Genomic DNA, 26,833 nt, shown 5'->3' on the forward strand with positions numbered 1-26,833 from the left:
AGCATCCGAATGTCTGCATTCATCCGGGTGGAAGTTTTTCTTTTATCAAACGAAACGATTAAACTCTAAATAGTTTGGTAAAGCGAAGATATAAAATGTCGTAATTGAAGCACAAAATTCAGGCATATTTTTTAGGTCAAATTTGACTTTTATTGTTTTATGCCAAAAAACGTGGCGAGAATGCTTAAGGAACGTGTGCTTTAGTCCATTGAGGCAATAGATGACTTATATTATTTTGTCTTTTACAATCTTCATCAGTTCGGCTTTGTAGCTTTCGCCTGCTACGATTTCGGCAGTAATGCCTTTTAGTAGCACCCGGTTGCCTTCTATGCCTGTTATCCTATCGATGGCTATGATGAATGATTTGTGAACCCGCATAAATCGCCGGGAGGGGAGGCGTTCTTCCATTTCTTTCATGCTGGTGTATACTAATGTCTTTTTGCCTCCTGTGTAGATGGCGATATAGTTTTTCATGCCTTCGATGTAGTCTATATCGGCGAGCTCGATCTTCAGGAGCTTGCCTTTTGACTCGGTTTTTACAAATATGTAATCATCTGCCGGTTGTTCTTTTACTGATTCTGTGTTTGTGTTGTTCAATGCTGTCGCGGCTTTCTGTACGGCAGTCAGGAAGCGCGGCAGACGAATGGGCTTTAGCAAATAATCCACTACATCGAGGTCGTATCCTTCAAGAGCAAACTCTGGATAGGCGGTGGTCAGGATTACTTTGCATTTACCATTGATTGAGCGGATGAAGTCGATGCCTGATAGTTCCGGCATTTGTATATCCAGAAAGATCAGGTCCACCTTTTGGGTAGCTACTACCTGCAGGGCTTCTATCGGGTTGGTGGTGGAGGCAACCAGTTGAAGCAATGGCGTTTGTTGAATATAATGCAGCAGTATATCTAATGCGTGTTGTTCGTCGTCAACAATAAGGCAACGTATCATAGTGAATGGATGGTTAATTGGGTGGTGTAGAGTTCGTGTTCGTCTTTTATATCCAGAGAATATTGGTTGTTATAAGCAAGGTCGAGGCGTTTTTTGATATTGTCCAGGCCGATGCCTGTTGATAGTTCTTTGGGACCATTTTTCTTTTTATTACGGCAATAGAATTGTAGGCGGCTACCTTCTACGTACAGCTTCATGTCGATTGGGTATTCGGTGCTTTTCAGATCGCCGTGCTTAAAGGCGTTTTCTACAATTGTGATGAGTACAAAGGGGATAATTGTGGTTCCATTTACTACTCCGTTGACCTCAAAATTGACGTGCAGGTTATTGTCAAAACGAAGCTGGTGAATCCTGATCACATTGCGTACATGTTCTATTTCGTCTTTCAAGGCTGCTTTCCCATCTTTGGTATTGTCGCTTAGTGCATAGCGCATAATATCGCTCAATGTAAGTATGCCTTCTGATAGTTCAGATGAATAGGGTAGTGATTTGGCATACAGAAAGTTGAGGGTGTTGTGCAGGAAGTGTGGATTGATCTGTGCTTTCAGGAAGTTCAGGTTGGCATAGGTCTTTTCTGTTTCCAATTGTCTTTTTTGTTCTTCCAATACTTTTCGCTGTTTCCTTTCATCGCGCAAGCTAACCAGATAGGCGATGAGCAGGCTAAAGCCTATGTAAAATAACAGGCTGATGAAGTAGTTAAAAGCTATAGTGCCTGGTTTAGTATTGGAGAACTTCCCGGTTATGGGAGAAGGAAACAGGTAATCGTCCAGGGCCATGTAGGCAATGCAGGGTACAGAGGCTACGAGAGATGCGATCAAATAATCAGAGAATTTTCTTCTTTCAATGATCAGTTTGTAATAGTGGTTAAGTGAAAAGTAATAGTACAAACTATAATAGATCACCATCAATGCCTGGTTTTGCCAGAACCAGGACTGAGTGTACATATCGTGCCTGAATAATTCGGGCGCCAGTAGCATGGAAAGGAGGCTGATGATGGCTAACCCTCCATTGAGCGCAAGGACCACCCCGCCTACTTTCCAGAAAGAGAATCTTTTTTTATATCGAAGTAGTTTGATCACTGATGTTATATTGAATAGTGTCTGTGGCTCTAAGATATTTGTTTATTTCCTGGTTTTGTCGATGGTGCTGTTAGCGACCGAGGAAGGATGTCGCCCATCGGGAAAGATATGCCGTAACAGTGGCGATACTCACAAGGCCATTGAGACCGGGATTGTTTGTAACGCGACCGGGTGTTTTGAGTAATAATTCCAGTTCATCAGCTCCTCCACCGATATTGATATTATTTACCTGAACATTGGTTGCGCCGGTGAGTTTAGGCGTAACGGATATTGCTGGTTTAGTTATGGGTTGATCAAGCAGGGTGTCGGGTATGGCAACAATGAAGAAGGTGTTGATCCTTTGGCGACAGACTGTTTTGGTGGGGATGATCATTTGTACGGTGTGGTGACCGTCGGGGGTATCAAACCTAACTGGACTGGAATCGCTCGAGGTACGGGCAATTGTGTTAATACTGAGCAATGCGGGCTTGCTGTATGTATGGCCGTCGGTGTTGCGGGCGGCAGTAGTTTGGTTGATCAGTAAAAGGTGGCTGATCAATAAGACGAAGGGGAGCATTAATCTGGACATGGTGTTTGTTTTTTTTGGTGATAGAATCAGGTTGTTTGCTGTTCTGAAACCAAACTTATAACAGGCAGCGGGCAGGCTGAAAAACGTTACACCAATAGGGGTTTGACCGGTACAAAGCCGGCGTTTGTGGTATGTTTTAGTGTTGGGAAAGGAGAGGAAATGACATTCCTGCAGACAAAAAGCGGTGTTGACAGGATAAGCATACTTTTTGATCAGTAAAAGGAGGATTCCGGGAATAAAAAAACAGGTGACCGGAGTCACCTGTTCTTTTTTAAACTGTGCGGATGATAGGAATCGAACCTACATGGGTCACCCCGCTAGATCCTAAGTCTAGTGCGTCTGCCAGTTTCGCCACATCCGCCTTTTTGCAAGATGTAAGATTCTTCTTATCAATGACTTATATTGCTGCATATTTGAGCCGATTAAGTCGGGAGAATCCTGAAATGTTGCAAGGGAGTGCAAAAGTAGGAGTTTTAAGAGAAAACAGGAAAACACTTTCTTTTAATGTAAATTCGTTTGAATAGGAATATGGATACTGTAGCCGCGATACCGAAATATAATTTGAATGAGGAGCAGGAAAAGAAGCTGATACTCCGTGAATACCGTGCTTTGTTACGTTCGTTGAAGTCCAAACTGAAGCCGGGCGATAAGGAATTGTTGCGCCGTGCCTTCGAGATGGCCGCGGATGCACATAAAACCATGCGTCGTAAGAGTGGGGAGCCTTATATTCTTCACCCGCTGGCTGTGGCCCGTATTGGCGTGGAAGAGATTGGTCTGGGTATACGTTCTACTATTTGCGCCCTGCTGCATGATACTGTAGAAGACACTGATATTACGCTCGAAGATATTGAACGTGAGTTTGGGTCTGAGATCGCCCGGATCGTAGACGGGTTGACCAAGATATCTAATGTGATCGATGTAAACGCCTCCCAACAGGCCGAGAACTTCAAGAAGATATTGCTTACGCTAACGGATGATCCCCGTGTTATTCTTATCAAGCTGAGTGACCGGCTGCACAATATGCGCACGCTGGATAGTATGAAGCGGGAAAAGCAATTGAAGATCGCTTCCGAAACTGTATATGTGTATGGCCCGCTGGCACACCGCATGGGTCTGTACAATATCAAGACGGAGATGGAAGACCTTTCCATGAAGTATCTGGAGCCGGAAGCTTATCGTGAGATAGCCCGTAAGCTGGCTGAGACGAAAAGGGAAAGGTCGCGGTACATTAATGAGTTTATTCGTCCTATCAAGGAGAAGCTGGAGAAGATCAATCTTGATTTCGAAATATATGGCCGTCCTAAGAGTATTCACTCTATCTGGAACAAGATGAAGAAGAAAGGGGTGGCTTTTGAAGAGGTGTATGATCTCTTTGCTATCCGCGTCATTCTCAATACAACTCCTGAGAAAGAAAAAGAAGCTTGCTGGAAGGTGTATTCTATTATTACTGATGAATATACGCCTTCGCCGGAACGTTTACGCGACTGGCTTAGTAATCCCAAGTCGAATGGTTACGAAGCGCTGCACACCACGGTGATGGGACCCCAGGGTAAATGGGTGGAAGTGCAGGTTCGTACGAAGCGTATGAATGAGATTGCCGAAAAGGGTCTGGCTGCGCACTGGAAGTACAAAGAGGGTACTAATGATGAGAGCCGTTTCGACAAATGGTTCCAGCAAATACGGGAAGTGTTGAACAACCCCGATAATGATTCTATCGATTTCCTGCAAGACTTCAAGACAAGTTTCCTGGCAGAAGAGATCTATGTATATACTCCGAAGGGTGATGTGAAGATGCTGCCTGTGGGTTCTACGGCGCTTGATTTTGCTTTCTCTATTCACAGTGCGGTGGGGTCGCAATGTATTGGCGCTAAGGTCAATCATAAGCTGGTGCCGATCAGTCATAAGCTGCGTAGTGGCGACCAGGTGGAGATCATTACTTCTGCCAAGCAAAAGCCTTCGGAAGACTGGATCAATATCGTGGTGACGGCTAAAGCCAAAACCAAGATCAAGGATGCGCTGAAAGAAGAGAAGCGTAAGGTAGCCGATGAGGGTAAGTATACCTTGCAACGCAAGGTGGAGGGGATGGGTGCTGCCTTTAATCAGCACAATATCGATGTGCTGACTGTTTTTTATAAGCTGCAATCTCCCCTGGATCTTTATTATCAGATCTCCATCAAGGCTATTGATCTTAAGGAACTGAAAGATTTTCAGGTTCTTGGCGATAAGCTGGAGCCTCCCAAGCCTGTGAGGCCGGTAATAGAGCACAAGCCTGAGCAAACTACGCTGCCTAAAAAGGATGCTGAATTGATCATATTCGGCGAAAGCAGCGATAAGATCGTATATACACTGGCCAATTGTTGTAAGCCTATTCCGGGCGATGACGTATTTGGCTTTGTTACTACTGGTAAAGGACTTACTATTCACCGCACTAATTGCCCCAATGCCACCAAGCTATTGTCGAATTATGGCCACCGGGTGGTAAAAACCAAGTGGGCGCGCAATAAGGAAATCTCCTTCCTGACTGGTCTTAAGATCGTAGGTATCGATGATGTGGGTGTAATTCATAAAATCACCAACCTAATCTCGGGCGAAATGAAGATCAACATCAATGCGATGACGATCGAAGCCAGGGATGGCCTGTTCTATGGCAACGTAAAAGTGTACGTTCATGATAAGGATGAGCTGGATGAACTGGTAGAACGTCTTAAACGATTGCCTGGTATTGAAACAGTTGATCGATACGATACCGAGAACTAATTATCAAGTAAAATATTTCCCTATCTTAGTATTCTGGTTATAGTTATACAAGCACACCTTTACACCCTCTCCAATCTGTATAACCTATGCAGCTTATAACAAATTCCATTTGTCATAAGCATTGGTCCTTTTAGAGAAAATACATTTTGAAACCAAACCAAAACAACATGAGACCAGCTCCGAATAACAGACCGGATTCGTAATTTCTTCCCAGACGTGACATCTCTCCAACCTACATTCACCCTCCCCTCATAACCTAAGCCGTGCCGTGTCCGTACCTGAAACAGGTACCGGGTAAGTATTCTATTGCCCGAACTGTTCCTTTATAAACACATATTCTAAAACCAAAAAGCTTCACCAGCATGAGACAAATTTTGAAGCAAGCATTGCTTGTGTTCATGACCGTTGCGCTCCCTACTATACTATGGGCGCAGGTCCCGGTGACAGGCACTATCACCGACGCTTCCGGTAACGCCATCCCTGGCGCTTCCATCAAGCTTAGAAACTCTAATCTTGGCACTTCTTCAGATGTAACTGGAAAATTTAGCCTGACTGTTCCCGGTAGTGGGGGTACTTTAGAGATCTCTGCTATCAGTTTTAAATCACAGTCCATACAAGTAAGTTCTTCCAATGCTACGTTGTCCATTAAAATGTCGGAAGACGTGGGCAGGTTGGATGAGGTGATCGTAACTGGTCTTGCCACCAGTGTAAAAAGAAGAAACTTGGCCAACGCGGTGGCTACCATATCCAATAAAGAGTTGACAGGTGGGGCACCTGCTCAAACATTGGATGCTGCCATGAATGGTAAAGTAACTGGCGCCTATATAAATGCCAATTCGGGTGCGCCTGGTGGTGGTATATCCATCAAACTGCGAGGTGTGACTTCTGTATTTGGTAATACGCAGCCTTTGTTTGTAGTGGATGGCGTATTTGTAGATAATACAGCTACGCCTGCAGGCCTGAATACAGTAACAGCAGCTGCCAGAGGTGGTAACGCTTCTAACCAGGATAACCCCTCCAGCCGTATTGCGGATCTTCGGCCAGAGGATATCGAGAATATCGAAATTCTGAAAGGTGCTTCTGCTGCTGCCATCTATGGTTCCAAAGCTGCCGCCGGCGTGGTGCTGATCACTACCAAGCGTGGTAAAGCAGGACAAACGAAGGTGAGCTTTGCGCAGGACCTTGGCTTTGTGAAGGTGCGAAAGCTATTGGGGTCAAGGACCTGGACGGCTGACAGGGCTGAGGCGCTGGGTGGCAGTAATGCTGCGCGTCGTGCTGCAATAAGGCAGGAGTTTCTGAATGCTCAGGCTGCAGGCAAGATCTATGACTATGAAAAAGAATTGTATGGTGAAACTGGTTTCACCCGCAACAGTTCATTGAGTGTAAGTGGTGGTGGTGAAAAAACTTCTTTTTATTTTTCTGCTTCCCAGAAGGACGAAGAGGGTATCGTTAAAAGAACCGGCTACAGGAACAGCAGTTTGCGGTTGAATTTAGATCACCGGTTGAGTGATAATATAAAGATTGGTATAAGCGCCAATTACATTAATTCTTCTGCCGACCGGTCGCTGACCAATAATGATAATAACTCTGTGACGCTGGGTGTTGCGCTTTCTTCTACTCCTAATTTTACAGAGCTGCATCCCGATGCGCTGGGTAATTATCCCCGAAATGCTTTCAGTGCCTCGAATCCCATTGAAACAAGGGATTTGGTAACCAATAATGAAGCGGTAGACCGTTTTGTAACTGGTATCAATGTGGACGCCATCTTCCAAAAGTCAGGCAAGTCTACCACCCGGTTTATTGGCCGTGGCGGTATCGATTTTTATAGTCTTAAAACAACTGCGCTATTTCCCAACTCGCTGCAGTTTCAACAAGTGGTGCAGGGTACCAATGTGCAAGGTTTTACCAGGAGCCTGAATGCGAATTATATTCTTTCGCTGGTGAATAATTTTGCACCTTCTGAAGATATCAGTTTTACTACTTCGGCTGGTATTACGCAGGAACAGGGTGATTATAACAACCTGCTGAATGTGGCTACTAAAACGGTGGCTAATCAAACGAGCGTAGATCAGGCCAGTGCTTTGACATCTACTCAGCTTCGCAACAAGTATCAGGACAATGGTATTTTCGTTCAGGAAGAAGTAGGGCTTATTGATGCCATTACACTTACTGCGGGCGTTCGTTTTGATAAATCTACCAATAATGGTGATCCCAATAAATATTACGCTTATCCAAAAGCCGGTTTGTCCTGGAACCTGACCAATATGGATTTCTGGAAGGGCGATCTTTTCAATAACCTTAAGATACGGGCCGCTTATGGTCAGGCGGGTAACTTCCCTGCCTTTGGCAGCAAGTTCACCACTATGAATATCTTCAATATCGATGGTACTATCGGTCTGTTGGTGAGCACGCTGCGTGGTTCGCCCAATATTGCGCCAGAGCGTACTTCTGAGCTGGAAGCAGGTATTGACTTCAGTGTGTTGAACAGCCGCCTCAATTTCGAGATCAGTGTGTATGAGAAGCGGATCAAGGATTTCCTGTTGCAACGTCCTACGCCTGGTTCTACCGGTTTCTCCAATGAATGGGTGAATGCAGGTAATATCCGCAACAGGGGTTTAGAGATCAGTGTTAACGCGCAGCCTGTATCCAACAAGGACATTCGCTGGAATACGACTGTCAACTTCTGGTTGAACCGTTCGAGGGTGACCAGACTTGATATAGATCCTGTAGTGTTGGGTGCATTTGGTAATACGTTGAGCACATTCATGATTGAAGAGGGCAAGACGGCTACGCAGATCGTAGGTATCGATGGAGCCAATGGTGTGGTAAAGCTGGGTGATTCTGAACCAAGGTTCCAGATGAACTGGTTTAACGAAGTGACCTTCCTGAAAAACTTCAGTCTGCGTTGGTTATTTCATTGGAAACATAAGGGTGATGTGATCAACCTGAGCCAGTTGTTGACTGACCTTGGCAGTACGACGCCTGACTATGATGACCTGGACAAGGATGGCAATGCCAAAGGACCTGCCCGTATAGGACAGGTGGGCACATCGGCCCGTCACTTTGTGCAGGATGCCGGTTATCTGCGTTTGCGTGAAGTGGCGCTGTATTACACTGTTGGTAAGCTGCCGGTGAACTTCGTGAAGAGCCTTCGGGTAGGTGTTTCGGCCAACAATTATTTCACCAGCACCAAGTATGTGAATTATGATCCTGAAGTGTCCAACTTCGGTACCGGCTTTTCTACTGGTGTGGATGTAATGCCTTTCCCAGCTTCCAAGCGGGCTACTTTTCACGTGCTGGTTGATTTCTAACAACAAAAATTATCTATCATGAAGAAGCAATTCATTGTTCATATATATTGCCTGCTTGCCGGAGTGGTGTTGCTGTTCTCGTGCAAGAAGGAGATCGGAAGTTTGAACGGATCTACGATTGAGGATTTGTTGGCCAATGCCTCTAAACCTCAGCTGAATAACGTAGTTACCGGAACAGAATCAGGTATGCGTAATTTGATGGATTTTTACCTGGATGATGTAGGTATGATCGGTCGTGAGATGTATCGTTTTGCAGGCTCAGAGCCACGTTATACTACTGACTTGTTAGGTGGTGGTACTGCTGTACTGGATAACAATACTTTTTATTTAACCAATCCCTGGAATGGACGTTACCGCGTAGTGAAGAATTGTAATATCCTGATCCAGGCTGCCACCAATTCTTCTCTGATCACAGCAGAGGAAAGAAAGGGGTACCTCGGTTTTGCCAAGACCATCAAGGCTTATCAGTTGTTGCTGAACCTGAATCTGGCTTATACCAATGGTGTTCGCATAGAGGTAAGTGATCCTGACAATCTGGGGCCTGTAGTGGGGCATCCTGAATCGCTCACGGCTATTGCTAATATGCTGGATGAAGCCAAAACTGACCTTACAGGTTCTACCATTGCTTATACGCTTTCTGCAGGGTTTGAAGGATTTAAGACTGCAGCTGGTCTTCTGCAGTTCAACCGTGCGCTGGCTGCGCGGGTAGCTGTGTACCGTCAGCAGTGGGCTGCTGCTTTGACTGCTTTGAATGAATCTTTCTTCGATCTGAATGGCGCATTTAGTAAGGGTGTGTTTCATGTTTATTCTACCGGTCCAAATGATCAATTGAACCTTACTTTCTTTCCACAGAATAGTAATGGCGAGGTGCGGTTGGCACATCCTTCTTTTGCTACTGATCTTATTCCGGGGGATGACAGGATTGCCAAAGCAACGTTGAGGACCTCAGCAGCTTCGCTGGATAACCTGACCAGTAATCGTGATGTGTGGGTGTATACTTCCAGTACAGCGCCTATGCCGATCATCCGGAATGAGGAGTTGATACTGATCTATGCAGAGGCCAAAATTGGATTGAATCAACTGCCTGATGCGAAAGTTGCCCTGGACAGAATCAGGACAGGTCATAATCTGACACCTTATGCGGGTGTTATTTCACAAGTTGCCTTTACTACGGAAATGTTGTTCCAACGCAGATATTCTTTATTTTTTGAGGGCCACCGGTGGGTAGACATGCGCCGGTATAATCGTCTGAATCAATTGCCACTCGATAGGGTGGGAGATGATGTGTGGGATAAGTTCCCACTGCCTTTTACAGAGAACTAAATAGTTGATAATTAGCCTGCCGGGAAGATGGCAAGGTGGGAAGTAATTGAGTGGTATTGCTTTCTGCCTTGTTGTCTTCCCGGCATTTTTTTGTGTTCAAAAGGCCTGCTTATTTTATTTCCGGCTTTTGCCACATTCGCCTATTTTTGCCCTCCCGTTGCTTAACGGGTTCAGCAAATCATACAAATACTCAGATAGATGGTTGATGTTTTATTAGGTCTTCAGTGGGGCGATGAAGGCAAAGGGAAAATTGTGGATTACTTTGCTCCTTCCTACGATGTTATTGCTCGTTTTCAGGGAGGTCCCAATGCAGGTCATACCCTGTATGTAAATGATAAGAAAGTTGTATTGCACCAGATCCCTTCGGGCATTTTTCATGAAAATACTACCAACCTGATCGGTAATGGTGTGGTATTGGATGCCGTGACGCTGCGCAATGAGTGCGATAAGGTAAAAGCGTTTGGTGTTGATTATCGTAAAAACTTATATATCTCTGAAAGAACACACTTGATCCTGCCTACTCACCGGGCGCTGGATAAGGCTTCAGAGTTACAGAAAGGCAATGAGAAGATCGGTTCTACCTTGAAAGGTATCGGACCAGCCTATATGGATAAGACCGGCCGTAATGGCCTGCGGGTGGGTGATCTGCTCGACAAGAGCTTCACTACTCAATACATCAAGCTGCGCCTGAAGCACCAAAAGCTGCTGGACAGCATGAACTTCCATGAGGATATCTCTGCCTGGGAAGAGGAGTTCTTTGACGCCATCGAATTTATGCGTCAGTTCAAGATCGTGAATGGTGAGTATTTCATTAATGACAAAATCCGTCAGGGTAAGAAGGTGCTGGCTGAAGGTGCACAAGGCAGTATGCTGGATGTGGACTTCGGTACATTCCCTTTCGTTACTTCTTCCAATACGATCTCTGCCGGCGTATGTACCGGATTGGGTATAGCTCCGCAAAAGATCAAGGATGTTATTGGTGTTACCAAAGCTTATTGTACCCGAGTGGGCAGTGGTCCTTTCCCTACCGAGCTGCACGATGATATGGGTGAAGAGCTTCGCCGTATTGGCAATGAATTTGGTGCTACTACCGGACGTCCCCGCCGTTGTGGCTGGATCGACCTGGTGGCCCTCAACTTTGCCTGTATGGTAAATGGTGTAACCAAGCTGGTCATGACAAAGGCTGACGTACTGGACGCGTTTGACGAGCTGAAAGTGTGTACTTCCTACGTAGTTAATGGTGAGAAGACCAACCAGGTTCCTTTCCAGATGACTAAGGTTGCTATCGAGCCTGAACTGAAATCATTCAAGGGCTGGAAGCAGGATGTTACCAGTCTGAAGAAGGCTTCCCAGCTGCCCGAAGTAATGAAGCAATATGTAGATTTCATTGACGAATACCTGGGTGTAAAAGTGGCTTATGTTTCCAATGGGCCAGGCAGGGATCAGTTGATAGAAATATAGTATTTCTCTTGAAATATTTGTTTCTTGGTGAAGGCTATGTATCTTACTATTGTGTAATAAAACCCGGTCTGGTTGTTGATGAAGATCATTGAGGGGATCAGGGAAATTATGGTTTTATTATAAGTACTTTCAGGTATCGTTTTACAAGTAAAATTTTTTAATAAAAAAGTTTGGCGAATTGAAAACTTCGCTGAAATTTACAGCATAATCTTACCAGACAATGGCAGCAAAATCTGACAAAGAAAAAAAGACCGGCGGCAGCCCTGCACCAAAGTCTTCTAAGGAAACTCCTAAGAAAGCCTCTTCAAAACCTAAGAAAGAGGAAGATGAGGATGATGAAGACCTTGAGGATGATGAGGAAACTACCCCCAAAGCCAAGAAGGGCGCTACTAAAGCATCTGCTAAAAAGAGCAAAGATGAAGATGGTGACGATGATGATGACGATGATGACGCCGATGAGGATGAAGTAGATGATTGGGATAAGCCTGAAGAGGAAGAGGAGTGGGATCCTGACTTCGAAGAGTTTGACTTACCCAAGTCGAAGACCAAGAAGGCTGGCTCCGGCGGTGGCAGTGGTGCGGGCGCAGGCAAAAAAGGAAAAGATGATGATGATCTTGGCCTCGATGATGAGTTCAAGGACATGGATCTTTTCAATGATCGTGGTGGCTTCGATGACGAAGAAGATGATTTTTAATTAACAGCGTACCTGAGCGCTACCGCAAGTGTGAACAGACGTTTCACTTCTTTCCCAATAAAAGATTTTCAGCAAACGAAATTGCAAATGTTGAACTGGTGCAACCGGTTCAACATTTGTTGTTTGCTGGACAACCAGTTATATCCTTCTTCACTCCATCGTTTTGAATGTTTGCTTGGCGCTGGCGCTGCTCACTCTCTAACGGTGAATGCCGGCAACGATGCCTTTACACAGCTAAAAGCCTTTTACGAAAAGCACACTGATTGGGTGTTTGGTCACCTCGGATATGACCTAAAGAATGAACTGGAGCCGCTGACCAGTCAACACCCCGATCGAATCGGTTTTCCTGACTTGTTTTTCTTTGTGCCGGAGGTTGTCATTCAGTTGAATGAGGACGCCATCAGCATTGGTTCATTTCATGAAGACCAGGCTGCTATTTACCAGCAAATCATTACTGCCTCTTTGCCAGCTCCGCAATCTGCCGGGCCAGCTTTGGTTATTCGTCCACGGATTGAGCGGAATGAATACCTGGAGGTGATCCGTGCTTTACAGCAACATATCTTACGAGGGGACTGTTACGAAATCAACTTCTGCCAGGAGTTTTATGCTACTGATGCAATAGTAGATCCTCTTTCTGTATACTTATCATTGGGCAACGCTTCGCCCAATCCATTCGCCGCTTTTTATAAGGTGGAAGACCGCTATCTGGTCTGTGCCAGTCCTGAGCGTTACCTCAAAAAGGAGGGTAATCGTCTGTTCTCACAACCCATGAAGGGTACCTTGCAGAGAGACCTTCATAATCGGCGAGCTGATCAACAAAACAAAGAGCAGTTATATAATAGTGCCAAAGACCGTTCGGAGAATGTGATGGTGGTAGACCTGGTGAGGAATGATCTTTCGAAGGTGTGTGAAGAGGGCAGTGTGCAGGTGGATGAGTTGTTTGGTGTTTATAGTTTTCCGCAGGTGCATCAGATGATCTCTACGGTTAGTGGCCAGTTGCGGAAGGATGTTCATTTTATTGATGCTATCAGCAATACTTTCCCCATGGGATCTATGACCGGGGCGCCCAAGCGGCGGGTGATGGAACTGATCGAGCAGTATGAGCAAACAAAGCGAGGGGTGTTTTCCGGCTCGGTGGGGTATATAACGCCCGGTGGCGACTTCGACTTTAATGTGGTGATAAGGAGTGTGTTGTATAATGCTGCCGACCGCTATCTTTCTTTCCAGGCTGGTTCGGGTATCACTTTTTACAGCGACCCGGAAGGGGAGTATGAAGAGTGTCTGTGGAAGGCGGCGGCGATCAAGCGTGTGCTGGGGGAAGGGTGACAGGTTGAAAAGTTAATAGGTTGATAAGGCTAGCAGTTCGCGGCTGGCTATCATAGAAAAAGGGTGAACCGCTTTTGGCGATTCACCCTTTTGTGTAAGTATTATTATCTATTTGGTTTCTTTGGTAGCTACGGTTGCTCCGCTGAGCATCATTTGTACTGACTCGTTCAGGATAGCATATTTATTAGCCTGGAACAGTTCCATCTTGTCGGCAGGCAGTTTCAGTTCGTAAGCGTTGTCTGCACTGGCCATTTTCTTATCGAAATCAGGGTTCCACTTGGCAAAAGTGGCCTGGTCCATAGCGATGTGACGGGCGATAACAGATGAATGGTATTTACCGGAAACTGTTACGCTTTTTGCCTGGCTCAGCTCTTGGGTCGAAATGTCCCTGCGCAGCAGGTAAGTGGCTGTTACACCCATTTGCTCGGTAGCTTCGGCCTTGGTTAAAGTAGTTACACTACCCTGACCTTCAAATATATAGTGTGTACCGATAAACTTCTTAACGTGTGTCCGTGATTCGGCCGGCAGGTAATACTGCAGGTTCCAGAAGTTACGGCTACCGCTTTTACGGATAGCGCTGTATACATTACCGGGACCACCGTTATAGGCTGCGATTACCAGCAACCAGTCGCCAAACTCTGTATACAGATCTTTCAGGTATTTGGCAGCAGCGTGTGTACTCTTATAATAGTCTGTACGCTCATCTTTACCACGGGTTACTTTCAACCCAAGGATGCGGGCAGTGGCGGGCATCAGCTGCCAGGGACCTACTGCACCTGCCCAGGACACTGCTGAACGCTTCAGCCTGGACTCGATAACGGCGAGGTATTTCAATTCCGTAGGTAAACCATACTTGCTCAGAATACTTTCCATCATATTAAAGTAAGGGAGTCCCCATTCTTTAATTTCGAGGAGGTCTTCTGTATTCTTTTCCATATAGTCCTGCACAAAGGTGATGGCCCGGGGGTTCAACCGCACGCTCGAATTTGTTTCGAACAGGGATTTGAAACCCGGATCGGCCATAGAATCTGCCTTTGCAGGCGACTGAATGGTGTCAACAAGTACAATTCTGGCCTTTACTTTTCTGGCCTGTGTTGATTTGGCTGCTGACTTTTGGTTGGAGGTAGTCTTTTTCTTACCACCTGTATCAAATGCCATTAGTAACCACACCAGACTAAAAATGCTGGCATAAACTAGCTTTCTTTTCATCATCGTTTTTTTAGCACAACAATGCCGACTCTCAGGTATGGATTAAACGGATGATGTTTTAAATAGGAACGGGATTGTCTTTGATAGGATAGAAGGAAAAGGGTGCAGTACAAATTATGACGCCGGGAGTCGATTAATTAGGGCCTTTCATGTTAACCGGCGAACCTATACTGCTGCATCCACTGTTGGGATAGCTGGAGCAAAGATAATTCGCGAAATCGGTTTGTCATAATCTGCAGCCCATAAGGCATGCCATTACTGTGCCAAAAAAGCGGGATTGAGATGCCGGGAATGCCGGTTAGGTTGGAAAAAACTGTAAAAATGTCAGCTAAATACATGGCGATGGGGTCGTCCATCTTTTCGCCGAGCTTAAAAGCGGGGGAAGGAGCGGTGGGTAGAATGATCGCGTCGAAGTTATTGAATACCAAATTGGTCTTTTCGACCAGTAGTTGTCTTACCTGCTGGGCCTTCGTAAAATAGGCATCGTAATAACCCGCGCTCAAAACGAAGGTGCCGAGCATTATACGACGTTTGACCTCCCAGCCAAAACCGTCAGATCGGCTGGTCTTATAAAATTCTGTTAAGGGCAGGTTTTTATCCACATTTTGGGTCCGGTAGCCGTATTTGACCCCGTCGAAGCGGGAAAGATTGGAGGATGCTTCGGCTGTGGTGAGTACGTAATAGGTGGGTACGATGTAGTCGAGGTACTCGAAATCGACTGCTTCTACGGTGTGTCCATCGGCCCTGAGCTTGTCGATGAGGCCCAGGATATTGTTCCTTATTTCATTGTCCAGCGCGGGGCTTTCCAGTGCCTCCTTGAAATAGGCAATCTTTAAAGTGGCTGGTAATGAATTGGTTGCGGTTGAATAAGAGGGTACTTCAGCGGGTGATACCGTGCTGTCGTACTCGTCGGCGCCGGCCATCACTTCTAATAGAAGGGATACGTCGGGGACGTTATTGGCGAAGATGCCGATCTGGTCGAAGGAGGAGGCATAGGCTATAAGGCCATAGCGCGAGATACGGCCATAGGTAGGCTTCAGGCCTACGATGCCGCAGAAATCGGCTGGCTGCCTTACTGAGCCGCCTGTATCGCTTCCCAAGCTTACCATGCATAAGGAGGCCTGGACGGCTACTGCCGACCCGCCAGAGGATCCGCCGGGTACCCGGGTTTCATCCAAGGCGTTGAGGACCTTGCCGTGGGCGGAGTTCTCGTTGGTGGAACCCATCGCGAACTCGTCGCAGTTGGTATTACCTATAATAATAGCCTCTTCGGCGAGGAGCCGCTCTACGGCTGTTGCATTATAAACGGAGGTGAAGTTTTGCAGGATCTTTGAAGCTGCTGAAACGGGGTGGTCTTTATAACAGATCACATCTTTCAGGGCGATGACTACTCCATGGAGCTTGCCCATTGGCTGACCGGCAGCACGTTTTGCATCGAGTGCGGCTGCCTGTTGTAATGCTTCTTCGGTATAAACCTGGAGGAAGGCATTGAGGTGCCGTTTCTGCCCGATGTTGTGCAAATAATGCTGTACTGCAGCTACGCAAGTGGTAGTGCCGTTCAACAGATCAGCATGGTAGTTGGTTATTGATTCGTAGGTAAACAAATCCTGTAGCCGGCTTTGAGAAAACAAATCGGTTTGGAATCCCCGTTAAAAAGGAAGAGCGTGTTATTGAGCAGGAGAAGAAGGAGCTTTTTTATCCTTTTCGTTCATGCCATCTTCAATCTCTTTCTTCACGTTGTTCTTGGCATCGTTAAATTCACGGATACCTTTACCAATACCTCTCATGAATTCAGGGATCTTACGACCACCGAACAGGATCAGTACAGCTAAAATGATCAACACCCACTCCATACCACCTGGCATCGAGATCATCAGGAAATTATTAGCTACAAGCATGGTACTCTTTTTATTTTGATTGAAATACGAAATTACAGCTTTTCATAAGTAAAACGCATATTCACTTACACAAATTAGCTCTGTAAATGAGTGAAACAAGGGATTTTACTTACGATTAACAAAGGGGTATAATATATACGTAAAAAAAGCGGAAACCGGTTTGGTTTCCGCTCTGTATAAGTTATAACGAGCTGGTTATTAAGCTTGAGAAGCGACAGCCATACGTTTTTCCTTGATACGTGCGCTTTTACCGCTACGGTTACGTTGGAAGAACAGCTTGGCGCGACGTACACGACCAGTTTTGTTCAGTTCGATAGACTCGATGTTGGGGGAGTTGATGGGGAAAGTTCTTTCCACACCTACACCGTCAGAGATTTTACGAACAGTGAAAGTAGCAGTACCGCCAGTTCCCTGACGTTTGATCACGTCGCCACGGAAACCCTGGATACGCTCTTTACCACCTTCAATGATCTTATAGTTAACGGTAACGTTATCACCTGCTTTAAAGCTGGGGAGTTCTTTTTTACCGGTCAATTGTTCGTGTACGAATTGAACTGCTGCGTTCATGATCTTCAAATTTTAAGGAGGGCAAAGGTAGTAGTTTATTTCGGATTTCGGATTAAAATCCGGATTTTTTTAAACTACACGTGGCTTTGCACTGATTTCCTGTTTAATAATATTATTACCTGGCCACATTCACAGACCGCTTTTCGCGGATCACAGTCACTTTGATCTGGCCGGGGAATGTCATTTCGGTCTGGATCTTCTGGGCTATTTCAAATGACAGCTTATCGGAATCGGAGTCAGTTACTTTTTCTGCCTCAACAATAACGCGTAATTCGCGGCCGGCTTGTATAGCGTAGGCTTTTTCTACTCCATTGTAGGCCAGGGCGAGGTTTTCCAGGTCTTTAATGCGCTGGAGGTATTGTTGCATGATCTCACGACGGGCACCTGGGCGGGCGCCGCTGATGGCGTCACAAGCCTGTACGATGGGGGAGATCACGTATTGCATTTCCATTTCATCGTGGTGGGCGCCTATGGCGTTCACTACGGCGGGGTTTTCCCCGTATTTCTCAGCCAGCTTGGCTCCAAGGAGGGCGTGGCTCAGTTCAGATTCTTCATCGGGCACTTTACCAATGTCGTGCAGGAGGCCGGCACGTTTGGCCAATTTGGGGTTGAGGCCCAGTTCGGCTGCCATAATACCGCAAAGGTTGGCTACTTCGCGGCTGTGCATCAAGAGGTTCTGTCCATAAGAGGAGCGGAAACGCATTTTTCCTACCACGCGGATCAGTTCTTTGTGCAGGCCGTGGATACCCAGTTCGATCACAGTACGCTCACCGATCTCCATTACCTGCTCTTCGATCTGCTTGCGGGTCTTTTCTACGATCTCCTCGATACGGGCCGGGTGGATACGACCGTCGGTTACGAGGCGCTGAAGGCTTAAGCGCGCAATTTCACGACGCAGGGGGTCGAATGAAGAGAGGATGATCGCCTCGGGGGTGTCATCCACGATCAGGTCAACGCCGGTAGCGGCTTCAATGGCACGGATGTTACGGCCTTCACGACCGATGATCTGTCCTTTGATCTCATCGCTTTCGAGGTTGAATACCGTGATGGAGTTTTCGATCGCCTGTTCGGCTGCTGTACGTTGTATAGACTGGATAATGATCTTGCGGGCTTCTTTGTTGGCCTTTTGCTTGGCATCGTCGATGATCTCCTGCTGCATGGCCAGCGCCTGGGTAGTTGCTTCGTGTTTAAGGCTTTCTACCAGTTGCTTTTTAGCTTCGTCGGCTGTGAGGCCGGCTATTTTTTCCAGGCGGCGGATGTGCTCTTCCTGGTGTTTTTCGAGCTCAGTGCGCTTGAGGTTTACTACTTCGATCTGGCGGTTCAGGTTGTCCTTGATGGCTTCATTCTCTCTTACCTGTTTGTCCAGTTGGTCTGTCTTTTGGTTGATGGCCTGTTCTTTCTGCCTTGCTCTGTTCTCTACTTCACTCAATTTGCGGTTACGCTCATTTACCTCTTTTTCGTGCTCGGCTTTTAGTTGCAGGAATTTTTCTTTGGCTTCGAGCTGTCTTTGTTGCTTAACTGTTTCAGCCTGTGTCTGGGCGTCGGAGAGTAATTTTTTGGCTTGTTGGTCAGCCTCATCTATCTGCTTTTGCGTGTTTTTAGCAAAGATGAACTTTCCGGCTATGATGCCCGCCACCAGTGCCACTCCTCCAATTATATAGGTTAATGCGTTCGGATCCATTGTGTTTTAAATGTTTTGATTGTTCTACCATATTATGTATCCTCTCTATGTATAGTTCATTGTTCATGCGTGAGAGGCTAATGTGCGAAAGTACGGAAATTAAGCAAGCATTGTTTGACCAGCAAACCTATTTGCATAATTTCTGTTTAGAACGCCAATTGCATGGAAAGTATATAAAAAACTGAGGGTTTGTTGTTTTGCTTGATAGGTGGCGGCTGGAAAAGGTATTTATTCTTTAATATTGTAGCGTTCACCATTCAAAAAGCATCTTACTATGAAGCATCTACTATTTATCGGGGCCGGACTGTTGCTGGCCACGCAATCCAATGCTCAACAATTTACCATCAAAGGCGATGTATCCAAGGCAGGCGAACCCATTGAGTGGGTGTACCTGACGTATGCGCTTAACGGGGAGCGTAAAATGGACAGTGTGTTGGTAAAGGACGGTCAATACAATTTTTCGGGCCAGTTGTCTGAAGGGGCTGCCATGTCGAGCCTGCGCGCAAAATACCCGTCAGGTTCGGAGTCTTCCAAAAGGAGGCTGATGCAGCGTGATTTTGCTACTGTTTTTTTATATCCTGGTGATATATCTGTGATCAGTGTGGATTCTTTCAGCAATGTAACTGTAAAGGGTTCCAAGGCGCATGATGAGTATGCAAAGCTGAATGAGCAAGCCAAGTCTTTTGGCGACCGTCGCCGGGAACTTTATGCTGCCTATACTGAGGCTAATAAAGCCGGTAAGAAAGAAGAGGCCGCTAAGCTGGATGCCCAGATGGATGCTTTATATGAAGAAATGAATGAGAAGGTGTATGGCAGTTATGTAAAGGCTAATCCGCAATCTCCGGTGGCGTTCTTCGCCTTCCAGCAATTTGCCGGTTATGATATCAAGCCTGCGAAGGTGGAGCCGGTGTTCAATCAATTGCCTAAAGCGATCCGTGAATCAAAGTCGGGTAAAGAGTGGAAGGAGCGGATAGAAATAGCCAAGAAAACCGGTGTAGGTAGTTTTGCCATGGACTTTACGCAGAATGACACATTGGGCAACCCGGTGAAATTGTCTTCTTTCAAAGGCAAATACCTGCTGGTTGATTTCTGGGCAAGCTGGTGTGGTCCCTGCCGTGTTGAGAATCCCAATGTTGTGGTAGCTTATAATAAATATAAGGAGAAGGGTTTCCATGTGCTGGGTATATCGCTTGATCAACCTAATGCCAAGGAAAAATGGATCAAGGCGATCCATGATGATAAGCTGACCTGGACGCATGTTTCGGACCTTCAATACTGGAAGAATGCGGTGGCTGTTCAATATGGTATCCAGGCTATCCCTCAGAACCTGCTGATCGATCCGCAGGGTAAGATCATTGCCAAGAACCTGCGTGGCGAAGACTTGCAAAAGAAACTGGCAGAGTTATTTAATTAATATAGAAATATGAAAAAGCTGTTATTTGTCCCTTTAGCCCTTGCTGTAGTAGTTGTTAACGGCCAGTCACTGAGCCGGAAGGCTGTGTTTTCCAAAGGCCAGCAATTGGAGCGTGTGGCCTCTGTTAATTTGAGTTTTGGTATGGAAATGATGGGCCAGACTATCGATATGAAGAATGTGAATACCATTACTTCGCTGGTCGAGGTTAAAAGCGCCACTGCCAAGGATTATGCGCTGGCCACTACGGTAAAGCGGGTGGTGAGCAGTATGAATGGTATGGGCCAGGAAATGAATTATGATTCGGATAAGAAGGATGGCAACTCTAATGAGATAGGCCAGAAAATGGGCGAGATGGTAGGTAAGACGAAGAATATGACCATCGACCCGAAGGGGATTATCCTTTCCAGTGATGACTCAACAGGGAGTGACCTCGCTGATAAAGCCGGTGGTTTTATGAGCATGACGGGTGGCCTGACCAATGCTGCTACCAAGCCCGGCACTTCTTATGACCTGGTCGCTAACCTGCCTGATAAGGCTGTGAAAGCTGGTGATAGCTGGATCGATTCTACTGTATCGGCTCAAGGTAAAGCGGTGACCAATTATAAGGTGCTCGAGGTAAAGGGTGATGAGGCAATCGTAAGTATGGATGGCACCATTACGCAATCGGGCGAAATGGAGAACAATGGTATGACTATTAATATGCATATTGCCGGTACCTCCAAGGGGCAATATGTTATGGAGGTGGCTACTGGTATTATCAAGAAAAGGAATGCCACGATGGATGCTACCGGCATTATGGAAGTAGCCGGTCAGTCGGTTCCTTTTACCATGAAACTGATCATGGATGAGGGTGTGGTAAAGAAATAGGCTCAGGGCTGGAGAATCCGGTCGAGGAGCTTTTCCATGGATTGTAACTGTTTATCTGCTTCACTTGTCATAAGCGGCTGGTTTCCGGCCGCTTTTTGTTGGGTGGCATACCAGAGAACAACCATGGCCACATAGTCCTGCATGTCTTTGCCGGCGAACTGGGTTTTAAACTCGATGATCTTATCATTAATGAGCTTAATGGTCTTGCGAACGACCTCTTCGTCGGCCGGAGCAATGCGAATCCGGTAGGTTCTGTCGCCAATTACTACATTTATCGGAATTAATTCTTCCATTACTTGCAAATTTGAAAAGTCTATTCTATATTTATCCACACAGAATTAACAACTGGATATCTGATACACTTTGGACTCTAATGGATCGTTTTGGATGGTAAGGAAACTATGAACCCGTATTCTATGATTACGTCACCAAAACCAAGCGAACTATGTTTGCAAAAGTAAAGTCGTCCATCTTCATCGATGTCCTGACACTCGAATTAGTAGCACCTATCCGCTCCAGTCTCAAAGCCATTTTACGCGACGAAAAAGGGGAAGAATGCCAACGTATGGAAGCCTCCGTTCCCAAAGGAGACAATACGGTTACCTGGAAAGGCCTCAACGATCTGCCGTATGGTATCTACACTTTAGAGCTTTCACAGGGAGAAGATGAAATGAAAATGCGTTTAGTGAAACGCGTATAACTATTTTTTACTGGCTCAGCATGGCAATACACCGGTCTATTTCCCGGATGTACTGATGCAGGCGTTTGTCCAATTCTTTTTTATCAGCTTCGTCCAGTTGGCCGGTAGCTGTTTTCAGTGCTGCTATTTTTATTTCCAGTTCCTCGATCTTTCGGGCCTGCAATGCATCCTTCGCTTTTAGTTCCTTCAACTCTTTTGTCAGCCGGTCATTGTCTTTTTGCAACACCTGGTATTGCTGCAGTACTTGCTGCAGTTTATCATTGACGCGTTTCCATGGTTGCTGAGTGTCTGACATTGATTTCGAATTTAGGATTCCGGGTTTAGGTTTTCCTGCTGCGGCAAGGAAGTCCCCTGTTTCCGGTTACTTCCTTATTTCTGCCTGGAGGTCTTTTTCCAAGGCTGTCATGATCTTGTTCATCATTGCATCGATCTCTTTATCAGTAAGCGTTTTCTCTTCGTCGAGGAACGTGAAGCTGATGGCGAGTGATTTTTTATCAGCGCCTATTTTCCCGCTTTCAAAGATGTCGAAGAGCTGCACTGTCTGCAGTTTTTCGATCCGGACCTTCTTGACGGTCGACTCTACGTCGGCGTATGGGAGGGCCTTGGGCACTATCATAGCAAGATCGCGGTGTACGGGCAATTGTTTGGGTAACTCGGTTACTTTCAATTCGCCTTTAGCCACTTTCTTCAGTAATAATTCCCAATCGATGTCAGCAAAGAATACGGGTTGTTTGATATCGAATCGCTTGAGTTCGTGCGGGGCTACGGCTCCTAATGTGGCAATGACTTCGTTGTTGATCCTTACTTCCAGGCTGTCGGCCAGTTTTTGAGTGGTGATGGCCTGCCAACTTGTTTTAGTAATGCCGGTGAGCTGCAATATCCTTGCCACGATTCCTTTAAGGTAATAAAGATCAACGGTATATCCTTTAGTTTTCCAGGAATCTTCTTTTACCTGACCGGTGATGTAAAGGCATACATGTTCGTTCTCCTGGTAATTACCGGGGGCGCTCATATGGTATGTTTTGCCAAACTCGAAGAACTGCAGGTTGTGGTTTTTCCTGTTGAGGTTGTGGCCGATGGCTTCCAGTCCGGTTTCCAACATAGATGGGCGCATGATATTGTGTTCTGCGCTCAGGTTGTTGAGCAGCTTCACGGCTGAGCCCAGCTCCGCTTCATCGAAGTAAGCGGCATTGGTGATCGAGTTGGTGAATATTTCATTGAAGCCAAGTCCTACGAGGTAGTTGGCTGTTTTCTCTTTGTAGGTGTGTTTATAGCTATCGGTCTCGATAGACGGAGATATCATGATAGAGGTGGGGATCTCTACATTGTCCAATCCATCTATGCGCATGATCTCTTCCACCACATCGGCAGGCAGGCTAATGTCGGGCTTGCTATAGGGGGCATTGACCCAGATATTGTCCATGCCTTCTTTGATGACTTCGAAGCCAAGGCTGGTAAGTATCTTTTTAACGGTGTCGGGGTGATAGTTCTTACCGCTCAGCTTGCGCAGGTAGTGGTATTTGAGTACTACTGATGACCGCTCTCTGGGATCGGGATATACATCTATCACGTCGGAAGCGATCTCACCTCCAGCCAATTCCTTGATCATCATGGCGGCCCGTTTCAATACATTGACCGTATTACTGATATCGACGTTCTTTTCAAAGCGGGTGGCTGCATCTGTGCGCAGGCCATGACGGAAGGAGGTCTTGCGGATGTCGATGGGGTTGAACCAGGCGCTTTCGAGGAAGATGTTGGTAGTATCTGCTTTTACGCCGCTGTGCAGGCCGCCGAATACGCCCGCTATGCACATGGGCTCGCTATCACCGTTGCAGATGATCAGGTCTTCGGCGCTCAGCTTCCTTGTCTTTTCATCCAGTGACACGAAGGCTGTTCCTTCGGGAAGATTTTTTACCAGCACTTTGCGGCCTTTGATAGCGTCTGCATTGAATGCGTGCAGGGGCTGGCCTGTTTCGTGCAGTATAAAGTTGGTAATGTCTACTATGTTGTTGATAGGACGCAAGCCTATCGAGCGGAGTTTATCCTGCAGCCATTGGGGGCTTTCTTTTACCTGTACGTTGGTAATGCTAACGCCGGAGTAACGCTGACAGGCGTTGGCGTTCTCAATTTCCACTGCGATCGGCAGGCTCGTATTATCGGTCTTGAAGCTGTTGTTGAAAGGTGATTTTACACGATAATCTTTTTTATCGTGGTGTACCAGGTAGGCAGTAACGTCTCTGGCTACGCCCAGGTGGCTCATTGCGTCCATCCGGTTGGGGGTAAGCCCTATTTCGAAAACCCAATCATTGTATGGTTTGAAGTAAGTGGCGGCAGGTGTTCCTACTTTTACTTCGGCAGGCAGCACCAGTATTCCTGCATGGTTGTCGCTGAGTCCGATCTCATCTTCGGCACAGATCATTCCGTAGCTTTCCACGCCACGTATTTTGGCCACTTTCATGGTGAGGGGCTCGCCGTTCTTTGGATAGATCGTAGTGCCTACGGTGGCTACGATCACTTTTTGTCCGGCTGCCACGTTGGGGGCGCCACATACGATCTGTAATGGTTCGCCGCTGCCAACGCTGACTGTGGTGACAGACAGTTTATCGGCATTGGGATGTTTTTCCCGTGTGAGCACTTCGCCTATTACCAATCCCTGCAATCCTCCTTTGAGGCTTTCGTATTTTTCGAGGCTTTCTACTTCCAGTCCTACTGCTGTCAATATTTTGCTCAGTCGCTCCGGCTCAATGGTTACGGGTAAATATTCGTGTAACCAATTATATGAAATGGTCATTACTTAGTTTGATCTTTTAGTGTTGATTTACTTGCCTGGCCTGCATCGGTACTATCAGCCCTGCATATACCGGCTTACCAATGGTACAGGCGAGGGGCAAAGATAAGGATTAGGCCGGAAGGTGTTTTACGTTCCTTCTTCAGGTGGTGGTGCTGGTTTGTCTTTTACGGGTAGTGTTTTCTTCGAAACCGTGTTGCCTTCAGGATCGGTTATCTCGAGCACCAGCTCTGTTTTACTTTTTGCTTCAGCTGGTATGGTGTATTTGAAGCTGATCTCTTTGTCGGCTATTTTGGTTTCTGTAATGGCCTTGCCATCGATCTTGATCGTCAGTTTTTGGCTCTTCAGGTTGGTACCTTTAAGCACGATCGTGTTCTCTCCTTCTTTGGCCAGTTCTTCCGGTGTGATGGTGGCTATTTTGGCTACCGGGTCGGTGAGCTTGTTGGGCCTGTTGTCTTTGGGGCTGAAGAGAACGTCGAAAACTTCTTTGAGTTTTTGGGTGGCAATGTCGGTAAAGAGGCCTGAAAGGATGGCCAGGGTAAGTATGCGATCGAGGTCTACATTGGCGGGGTCGCTGGTAGCGCCGAAGGCGAAGTATAATGCCAGTGCCAGTGCGGATGCGGTAAAGGGACGTACCCAATACCAAAGAACCCAGCTGCGCTGGAATTTCCCGGCTCCTACAAAGGTGGTGAAGGAGGTGGCTATGTGGATCATATTGCCGAGGAAGCCGCCGGCGGCCACGAGCATAAGTAGTATAATGTTGAGGTTGATATGCCCTTTAGTGGGGGCTTCGGTGGCGGGTTTCTTGGCAGTTTTCTGAGGCAGCGGATTTTTTTTAATCTGGGAGGCTTTGTTGGTATCGGACGCTGTCGTTGTAGTATCCAGTGGCAGGGTAGTATCCTGGGATGTGGCTTCGACCCATGAAGTGTCCAGACATGTTTGTTTGCAAGCGCAGGTATCCAATGTCATATCGAACCAATCGTATTTGTACAGGGTACAATCGGAACCGGCTTTGGGGAGTTTATCGGGCCAGAAGGCCATAATAATGATGATGGAGAAAAGGGTGAACGCTACCAGGAGTATTCCGGCGGTAACCCTTCCAGCTTTGGTAATCTGGATGTCTGCATTGTTGTTGTCTGCCATGAAGGTTATTATTATGAGTGAGCAATCCTGTGTTTGAAGGTAAGGTGGTTATAGGGTGGGTAACAGGGTGTATTCACCTGTTCTGGCGGATTAAGACTATAGGTTGGGGAGAATGTGGCAAAGCTGGTGATAATATCTGTGATTATCAATACCATTAAGTGGGTAATTGAGGGAGAGTCTGATGGGGGATTGCTATGGGTCTGACAGGGGATTGGTGAAGGATTGCCCAGGAACTGGGTCTCGATAAAGTCTCGATAAGGTCTCGGTAACGTCTCGAAAAGGTCTCGATAAGGGTACCTGAAGCGTTAATTTTTGTTGATGAGGAAACTGAATGGGGGGATGGTATCTGCCAGGAGGCGGTGGATGCGGGTGGCGCGACGCTCCATGCGGTAATTGCGTATCCGGGCTACTTCAAGAGTGTTGGAAAAAGCAAGTGCTTTCGTGGTGAGTAACCGGCTGCATAACTTTTCGTATTGAATAAGCAGTTCCAGTTCTTCGCCCTGCTGGTCGTTCAGCAATACCTCATAATGCCTTAGTTGATATACCCGCATGATGCTTTAAAATTGATACTTCTTTCCATTATTGCTCATAAAAACAATGCCAGTAAAGCTTTGTTCATATTGTCCGTTTAAAAGTAGTGATTTTATGCCAGTTTTAGCATGGTGAAGGCATTAAAACTCGCGCCGTTTAAGTGTTTTCTTATACCTGAAATAGGTAAACCCTTAACCCTGCTATATCTCACCGGAATGGCCTCTTCACCAAATTTTTGGTACATAATTTCTTCGCACAAGTGTGTGTGAATTTCCTTTAGGAAGGGGTGCCAAACTTTTGTAAATTGGGAATATCCTGCACATCTATGTGGATAACCCTATGAATGATGTGAATCGGCTCGTGAATTGCGGGTGATTAAATATAGGTTCCAGAAATTTTTTTTCGGGAAGGTGAGCGGTTATATATTCGCCGTCCTGACTCAAGCGGTAACATTCGGGTAACTCTGGATTAACAATTTCGTAACACAAGTCTGGAACTAACTCCGCAAGTCGTTGGTTGGATAATATCCGACTGAATGACCAGGAAATCCGTCTCCCTAAACCAACGAGCA

General features: G+C 46.3%; 22 protein-coding genes and 1 tRNA gene. 9 read left to right on the forward strand and 14 right to left on the reverse strand.

What is annotated here, in order from left to right; translation table 11 throughout:
* Positions 1 to 225: 225 nt before the first annotated feature.
* From AC5JBY_RS08540 to AC5JBY_RS08555, 4 genes are all read right to left on the reverse strand, one after another.
* A complete protein-coding gene (locus tag AC5JBY_RS08540; RefSeq protein ID WP_495904151.1) occupies positions 226 to 945 on the reverse strand; it encodes a LytR/AlgR family response regulator transcription factor in 720 nt (239 codons plus the stop codon).
* Positions 942 to 2,024 (reverse strand): sensor histidine kinase, encoded by a 1,083-nt coding sequence (locus tag AC5JBY_RS08545; protein ID WP_495904152.1) that lies wholly within the window; start codon positions 2,022 to 2,024, stop codon positions 942 to 944. Before AC5JBY_RS08545 ends, AC5JBY_RS08540 begins: the two co-directional genes overlap by 4 nt.
* Before the next feature lie 70 nt (positions 2,025 to 2,094).
* Positions 2,095 to 2,592 (reverse strand): hypothetical protein, encoded by a 498-nt coding sequence (locus tag AC5JBY_RS08550; RefSeq protein WP_495904153.1) that lies wholly within the window; start codon positions 2,590 to 2,592, stop codon positions 2,095 to 2,097.
* 279 nt (positions 2,593 to 2,871) lie between these two features.
* A tRNA-Leu gene (locus AC5JBY_RS08555) sits at positions 2,872 to 2,953 on the reverse strand.
* Positions 2,954 to 3,120: 167 nt separating this feature from the next.
* Between AC5JBY_RS08555 and AC5JBY_RS08560 the strand changes: the two genes are divergently transcribed.
* The 6 genes from AC5JBY_RS08560 (at position 3,121) to AC5JBY_RS08585 (ending at position 13,464) form a co-directional block, all read left to right on the forward strand.
* A complete protein-coding gene (locus AC5JBY_RS08560; protein WP_495904154.1) occupies positions 3,121 to 5,349 on the forward strand; it encodes a RelA/SpoT family protein in 2,229 nt (742 codons plus the stop codon).
* A 362-nt stretch (positions 5,350 to 5,711) separates the two neighbouring features.
* Positions 5,712 to 8,660, forward strand: coding sequence for a SusC/RagA family TonB-linked outer membrane protein (locus AC5JBY_RS08565; protein ID WP_495904155.1), 2,949 nt, complete (start codon positions 5,712 to 5,714; stop codon positions 8,658 to 8,660).
* Between the two features lie 18 nt (positions 8,661 to 8,678).
* Positions 8,679 to 9,983: a RagB/SusD family nutrient uptake outer membrane protein gene (locus tag AC5JBY_RS08570; protein ID WP_495904156.1), complete on the forward strand. Its 1,305-nt coding sequence runs from the start codon at positions 8,679 to 8,681 to the stop codon at positions 9,981 to 9,983.
* A gap of 198 nt (positions 9,984 to 10,181) precedes the next feature.
* Positions 10,182 to 11,444, forward strand: a complete 1,263-nt coding sequence (locus tag AC5JBY_RS08575; RefSeq protein WP_495904157.1) for an adenylosuccinate synthase — start codon at positions 10,182 to 10,184, stop codon at positions 11,442 to 11,444.
* Positions 11,445 to 11,664: 220 nt separating this feature from the next.
* The gene (locus AC5JBY_RS08580; RefSeq protein ID WP_495904158.1) at positions 11,665 to 12,138 is read left to right on the forward strand and encodes a hypothetical protein; all 474 of its coding nucleotides are present in this window, start codon (positions 11,665 to 11,667) and stop codon (positions 12,136 to 12,138) included.
* An 87-nt stretch (positions 12,139 to 12,225) separates the two neighbouring features.
* Positions 12,226 to 13,464, forward strand: a complete 1,239-nt coding sequence (locus AC5JBY_RS08585; RefSeq protein ID WP_495904159.1) for an anthranilate synthase component I family protein — start codon at positions 12,226 to 12,228, stop codon at positions 13,462 to 13,464.
* A 108-nt stretch (positions 13,465 to 13,572) separates the two neighbouring features.
* On the opposite strand, the gene AC5JBY_RS08590 is transcribed toward AC5JBY_RS08585, so the two are convergent.
* The 5 genes from AC5JBY_RS08590 to rny all read right to left on the reverse strand — a co-directional run bounded on the left by AC5JBY_RS08590 (position 13,573) and on the right by rny (position 18,819).
* Positions 13,573 to 14,673: a lytic transglycosylase domain-containing protein gene (locus tag AC5JBY_RS08590; RefSeq protein ID WP_495904160.1), complete on the reverse strand. Its 1,101-nt coding sequence runs from the start codon at positions 14,671 to 14,673 to the stop codon at positions 13,573 to 13,575.
* Positions 14,674 to 14,825: 152 nt separating this feature from the next.
* Complete coding sequence (gatA, locus tag AC5JBY_RS08595; protein ID WP_495904161.1) at positions 14,826 to 16,277, reverse strand: Asp-tRNA(Asn)/Glu-tRNA(Gln) amidotransferase subunit GatA; 1,452 nt, start codon at positions 16,275 to 16,277, stop codon at positions 14,826 to 14,828.
* A gap of 63 nt (positions 16,278 to 16,340) precedes the next feature.
* A complete protein-coding gene (locus tag AC5JBY_RS08600; RefSeq protein WP_495904162.1) occupies positions 16,341 to 16,571 on the reverse strand; it encodes a Sec-independent protein translocase subunit TatA/TatB in 231 nt (76 codons plus the stop codon).
* 198 nt (positions 16,572 to 16,769) lie between these two features.
* Positions 16,770 to 17,138 (reverse strand): 50S ribosomal protein L19, encoded by a 369-nt coding sequence (gene rplS, locus AC5JBY_RS08605; protein WP_495904163.1) that lies wholly within the window; start codon positions 17,136 to 17,138, stop codon positions 16,770 to 16,772.
* A gap of 115 nt (positions 17,139 to 17,253) precedes the next feature.
* Positions 17,254 to 18,819: a ribonuclease Y gene (gene rny / locus AC5JBY_RS08610; protein WP_495904164.1), complete on the reverse strand. Its 1,566-nt coding sequence runs from the start codon at positions 18,817 to 18,819 to the stop codon at positions 17,254 to 17,256.
* 274 nt (positions 18,820 to 19,093) lie between these two features.
* Here rny and AC5JBY_RS08615 point away from each other — a divergent pair, with 274 nt between their 5' ends.
* Positions 19,094 to 20,233, forward strand: coding sequence for a redoxin domain-containing protein (locus tag AC5JBY_RS08615; protein ID WP_495904165.1), 1,140 nt, complete (start codon positions 19,094 to 19,096; stop codon positions 20,231 to 20,233).
* A 9-nt stretch (positions 20,234 to 20,242) separates the two neighbouring features.
* Positions 20,243 to 21,100 (forward strand): DUF6263 family protein, encoded by an 858-nt coding sequence (locus tag AC5JBY_RS08620; protein WP_495904166.1) that lies wholly within the window; start codon positions 20,243 to 20,245, stop codon positions 21,098 to 21,100.
* A 2-nt stretch (positions 21,101 to 21,102) separates the two neighbouring features.
* On the opposite strand, the gene AC5JBY_RS08625 is transcribed toward AC5JBY_RS08620, so the two are convergent.
* Entirely contained in the window at positions 21,103 to 21,393 is a 291-nt protein-coding gene (locus tag AC5JBY_RS08625) for a cell division protein ZapA (RefSeq protein ID WP_495904167.1), read from the reverse strand.
* A 152-nt stretch (positions 21,394 to 21,545) separates the two neighbouring features.
* Between AC5JBY_RS08625 and AC5JBY_RS08630 the strand changes: the two genes are divergently transcribed.
* Positions 21,546 to 21,800 carry a hypothetical protein gene (locus tag AC5JBY_RS08630; RefSeq protein ID WP_275825072.1) on the forward strand — a complete coding sequence of 85 codons (255 nt, stop codon included), beginning with the start codon at positions 21,546 to 21,548 and terminating at the stop codon, positions 21,798 to 21,800.
* Positions 21,801 to 21,807: 7 nt separating this feature from the next.
* On the opposite strand, the gene AC5JBY_RS08635 is transcribed toward AC5JBY_RS08630, so the two are convergent.
* The 4 genes from AC5JBY_RS08635 to AC5JBY_RS08650 form a co-directional block, all read right to left on the reverse strand.
* A complete protein-coding gene (locus tag AC5JBY_RS08635; protein WP_495904168.1) occupies positions 21,808 to 22,095 on the reverse strand; it encodes a hypothetical protein in 288 nt (95 codons plus the stop codon).
* Positions 22,096 to 22,161: 66 nt separating this feature from the next.
* Entirely contained in the window at positions 22,162 to 24,591 is a 2,430-nt protein-coding gene (gene pheT, locus AC5JBY_RS08640; protein ID WP_495904169.1) for a phenylalanine--tRNA ligase subunit beta, read from the reverse strand.
* 126 nt (positions 24,592 to 24,717) lie between these two features.
* The gene (locus AC5JBY_RS08645; RefSeq protein ID WP_495904170.1) at positions 24,718 to 25,731 is read right to left on the reverse strand and encodes an IPT/TIG domain-containing protein; all 1,014 of its coding nucleotides are present in this window, start codon (positions 25,729 to 25,731) and stop codon (positions 24,718 to 24,720) included.
* 305 nt (positions 25,732 to 26,036) lie between these two features.
* On the reverse strand, positions 26,037 to 26,282 hold the full coding sequence (locus AC5JBY_RS08650; RefSeq protein ID WP_495904171.1) for a hypothetical protein: 246 nt from the start codon (positions 26,280 to 26,282) through the stop codon (positions 26,037 to 26,039).
* Positions 26,283 to 26,833: the final 551 nt, after the last annotated feature.

This window comes from Paraflavitalea sp., from assembly GCF_059502485.1.

Excerpts from the sequence above, each read along its gene's own strand:
- AC5JBY_RS08540 (WP_495904151.1), bottom strand. The coding sequence starts at position 945 with ATGATACGTTGCCTTATTGTTGACGACGAACAACACGCATTAGATATA.
- AC5JBY_RS08550 (WP_495904153.1), bottom strand. The coding sequence starts at position 2,592 with ATGTCCAGATTAATGCTCCCCTTCGTCTTATTGATCAGCCACCTTTTA.
- AC5JBY_RS08560 (WP_495904154.1), top strand. The coding sequence starts at position 3,121 with ATGGATACTGTAGCCGCGATACCGAAATATAATTTGAATGAGGAGCAG.
- AC5JBY_RS08565 (WP_495904155.1), top strand. The coding sequence starts at position 5,712 with ATGAGACAAATTTTGAAGCAAGCATTGCTTGTGTTCATGACCGTTGCG.
- AC5JBY_RS08570 (WP_495904156.1), top strand. The coding sequence starts at position 8,679 with ATGAAGAAGCAATTCATTGTTCATATATATTGCCTGCTTGCCGGAGTG.
- AC5JBY_RS08575 (WP_495904157.1), top strand. The coding sequence starts at position 10,182 with ATGGTTGATGTTTTATTAGGTCTTCAGTGGGGCGATGAAGGCAAAGGG.
- AC5JBY_RS08580 (WP_495904158.1), top strand. The coding sequence starts at position 11,665 with ATGGCAGCAAAATCTGACAAAGAAAAAAAGACCGGCGGCAGCCCTGCA.
- AC5JBY_RS08585 (WP_495904159.1), top strand. The coding sequence starts at position 12,226 with ATGTTGAACTGGTGCAACCGGTTCAACATTTGTTGTTTGCTGGACAAC.
- AC5JBY_RS08590 (WP_495904160.1), bottom strand. The coding sequence starts at position 14,673 with ATGAAAAGAAAGCTAGTTTATGCCAGCATTTTTAGTCTGGTGTGGTTA.
- AC5JBY_RS08600 (WP_495904162.1), bottom strand. The coding sequence starts at position 16,571 with ATGCTTGTAGCTAATAATTTCCTGATGATCTCGATGCCAGGTGGTATG.
- rplS (WP_495904163.1), bottom strand. The coding sequence starts at position 17,138 with ATGAACGCAGCAGTTCAATTCGTACACGAACAATTGACCGGTAAAAAA.
- rny (WP_495904164.1), bottom strand. The coding sequence starts at position 18,819 with ATGGATCCGAACGCATTAACCTATATAATTGGAGGAGTGGCACTGGTG.
- AC5JBY_RS08615 (WP_495904165.1), top strand. The coding sequence starts at position 19,094 with ATGAAGCATCTACTATTTATCGGGGCCGGACTGTTGCTGGCCACGCAA.
- AC5JBY_RS08620 (WP_495904166.1), top strand. The coding sequence starts at position 20,243 with ATGAAAAAGCTGTTATTTGTCCCTTTAGCCCTTGCTGTAGTAGTTGTT.
- AC5JBY_RS08625 (WP_495904167.1), bottom strand. The coding sequence starts at position 21,393 with ATGGAAGAATTAATTCCGATAAATGTAGTAATTGGCGACAGAACCTAC.
- AC5JBY_RS08630 (WP_275825072.1), top strand. The coding sequence starts at position 21,546 with ATGTTTGCAAAAGTAAAGTCGTCCATCTTCATCGATGTCCTGACACTC.
- AC5JBY_RS08635 (WP_495904168.1), bottom strand. The coding sequence starts at position 22,095 with ATGTCAGACACTCAGCAACCATGGAAACGCGTCAATGATAAACTGCAG.
- pheT (WP_495904169.1), bottom strand. The coding sequence starts at position 24,591 with ATGACCATTTCATATAATTGGTTACACGAATATTTACCCGTAACCATT.
- AC5JBY_RS08645 (WP_495904170.1), bottom strand. The coding sequence starts at position 25,731 with ATGGCAGACAACAACAATGCAGACATCCAGATTACCAAAGCTGGAAGG.
- AC5JBY_RS08650 (WP_495904171.1), bottom strand. The coding sequence starts at position 26,282 with ATGCGGGTATATCAACTAAGGCATTATGAGGTATTGCTGAACGACCAG.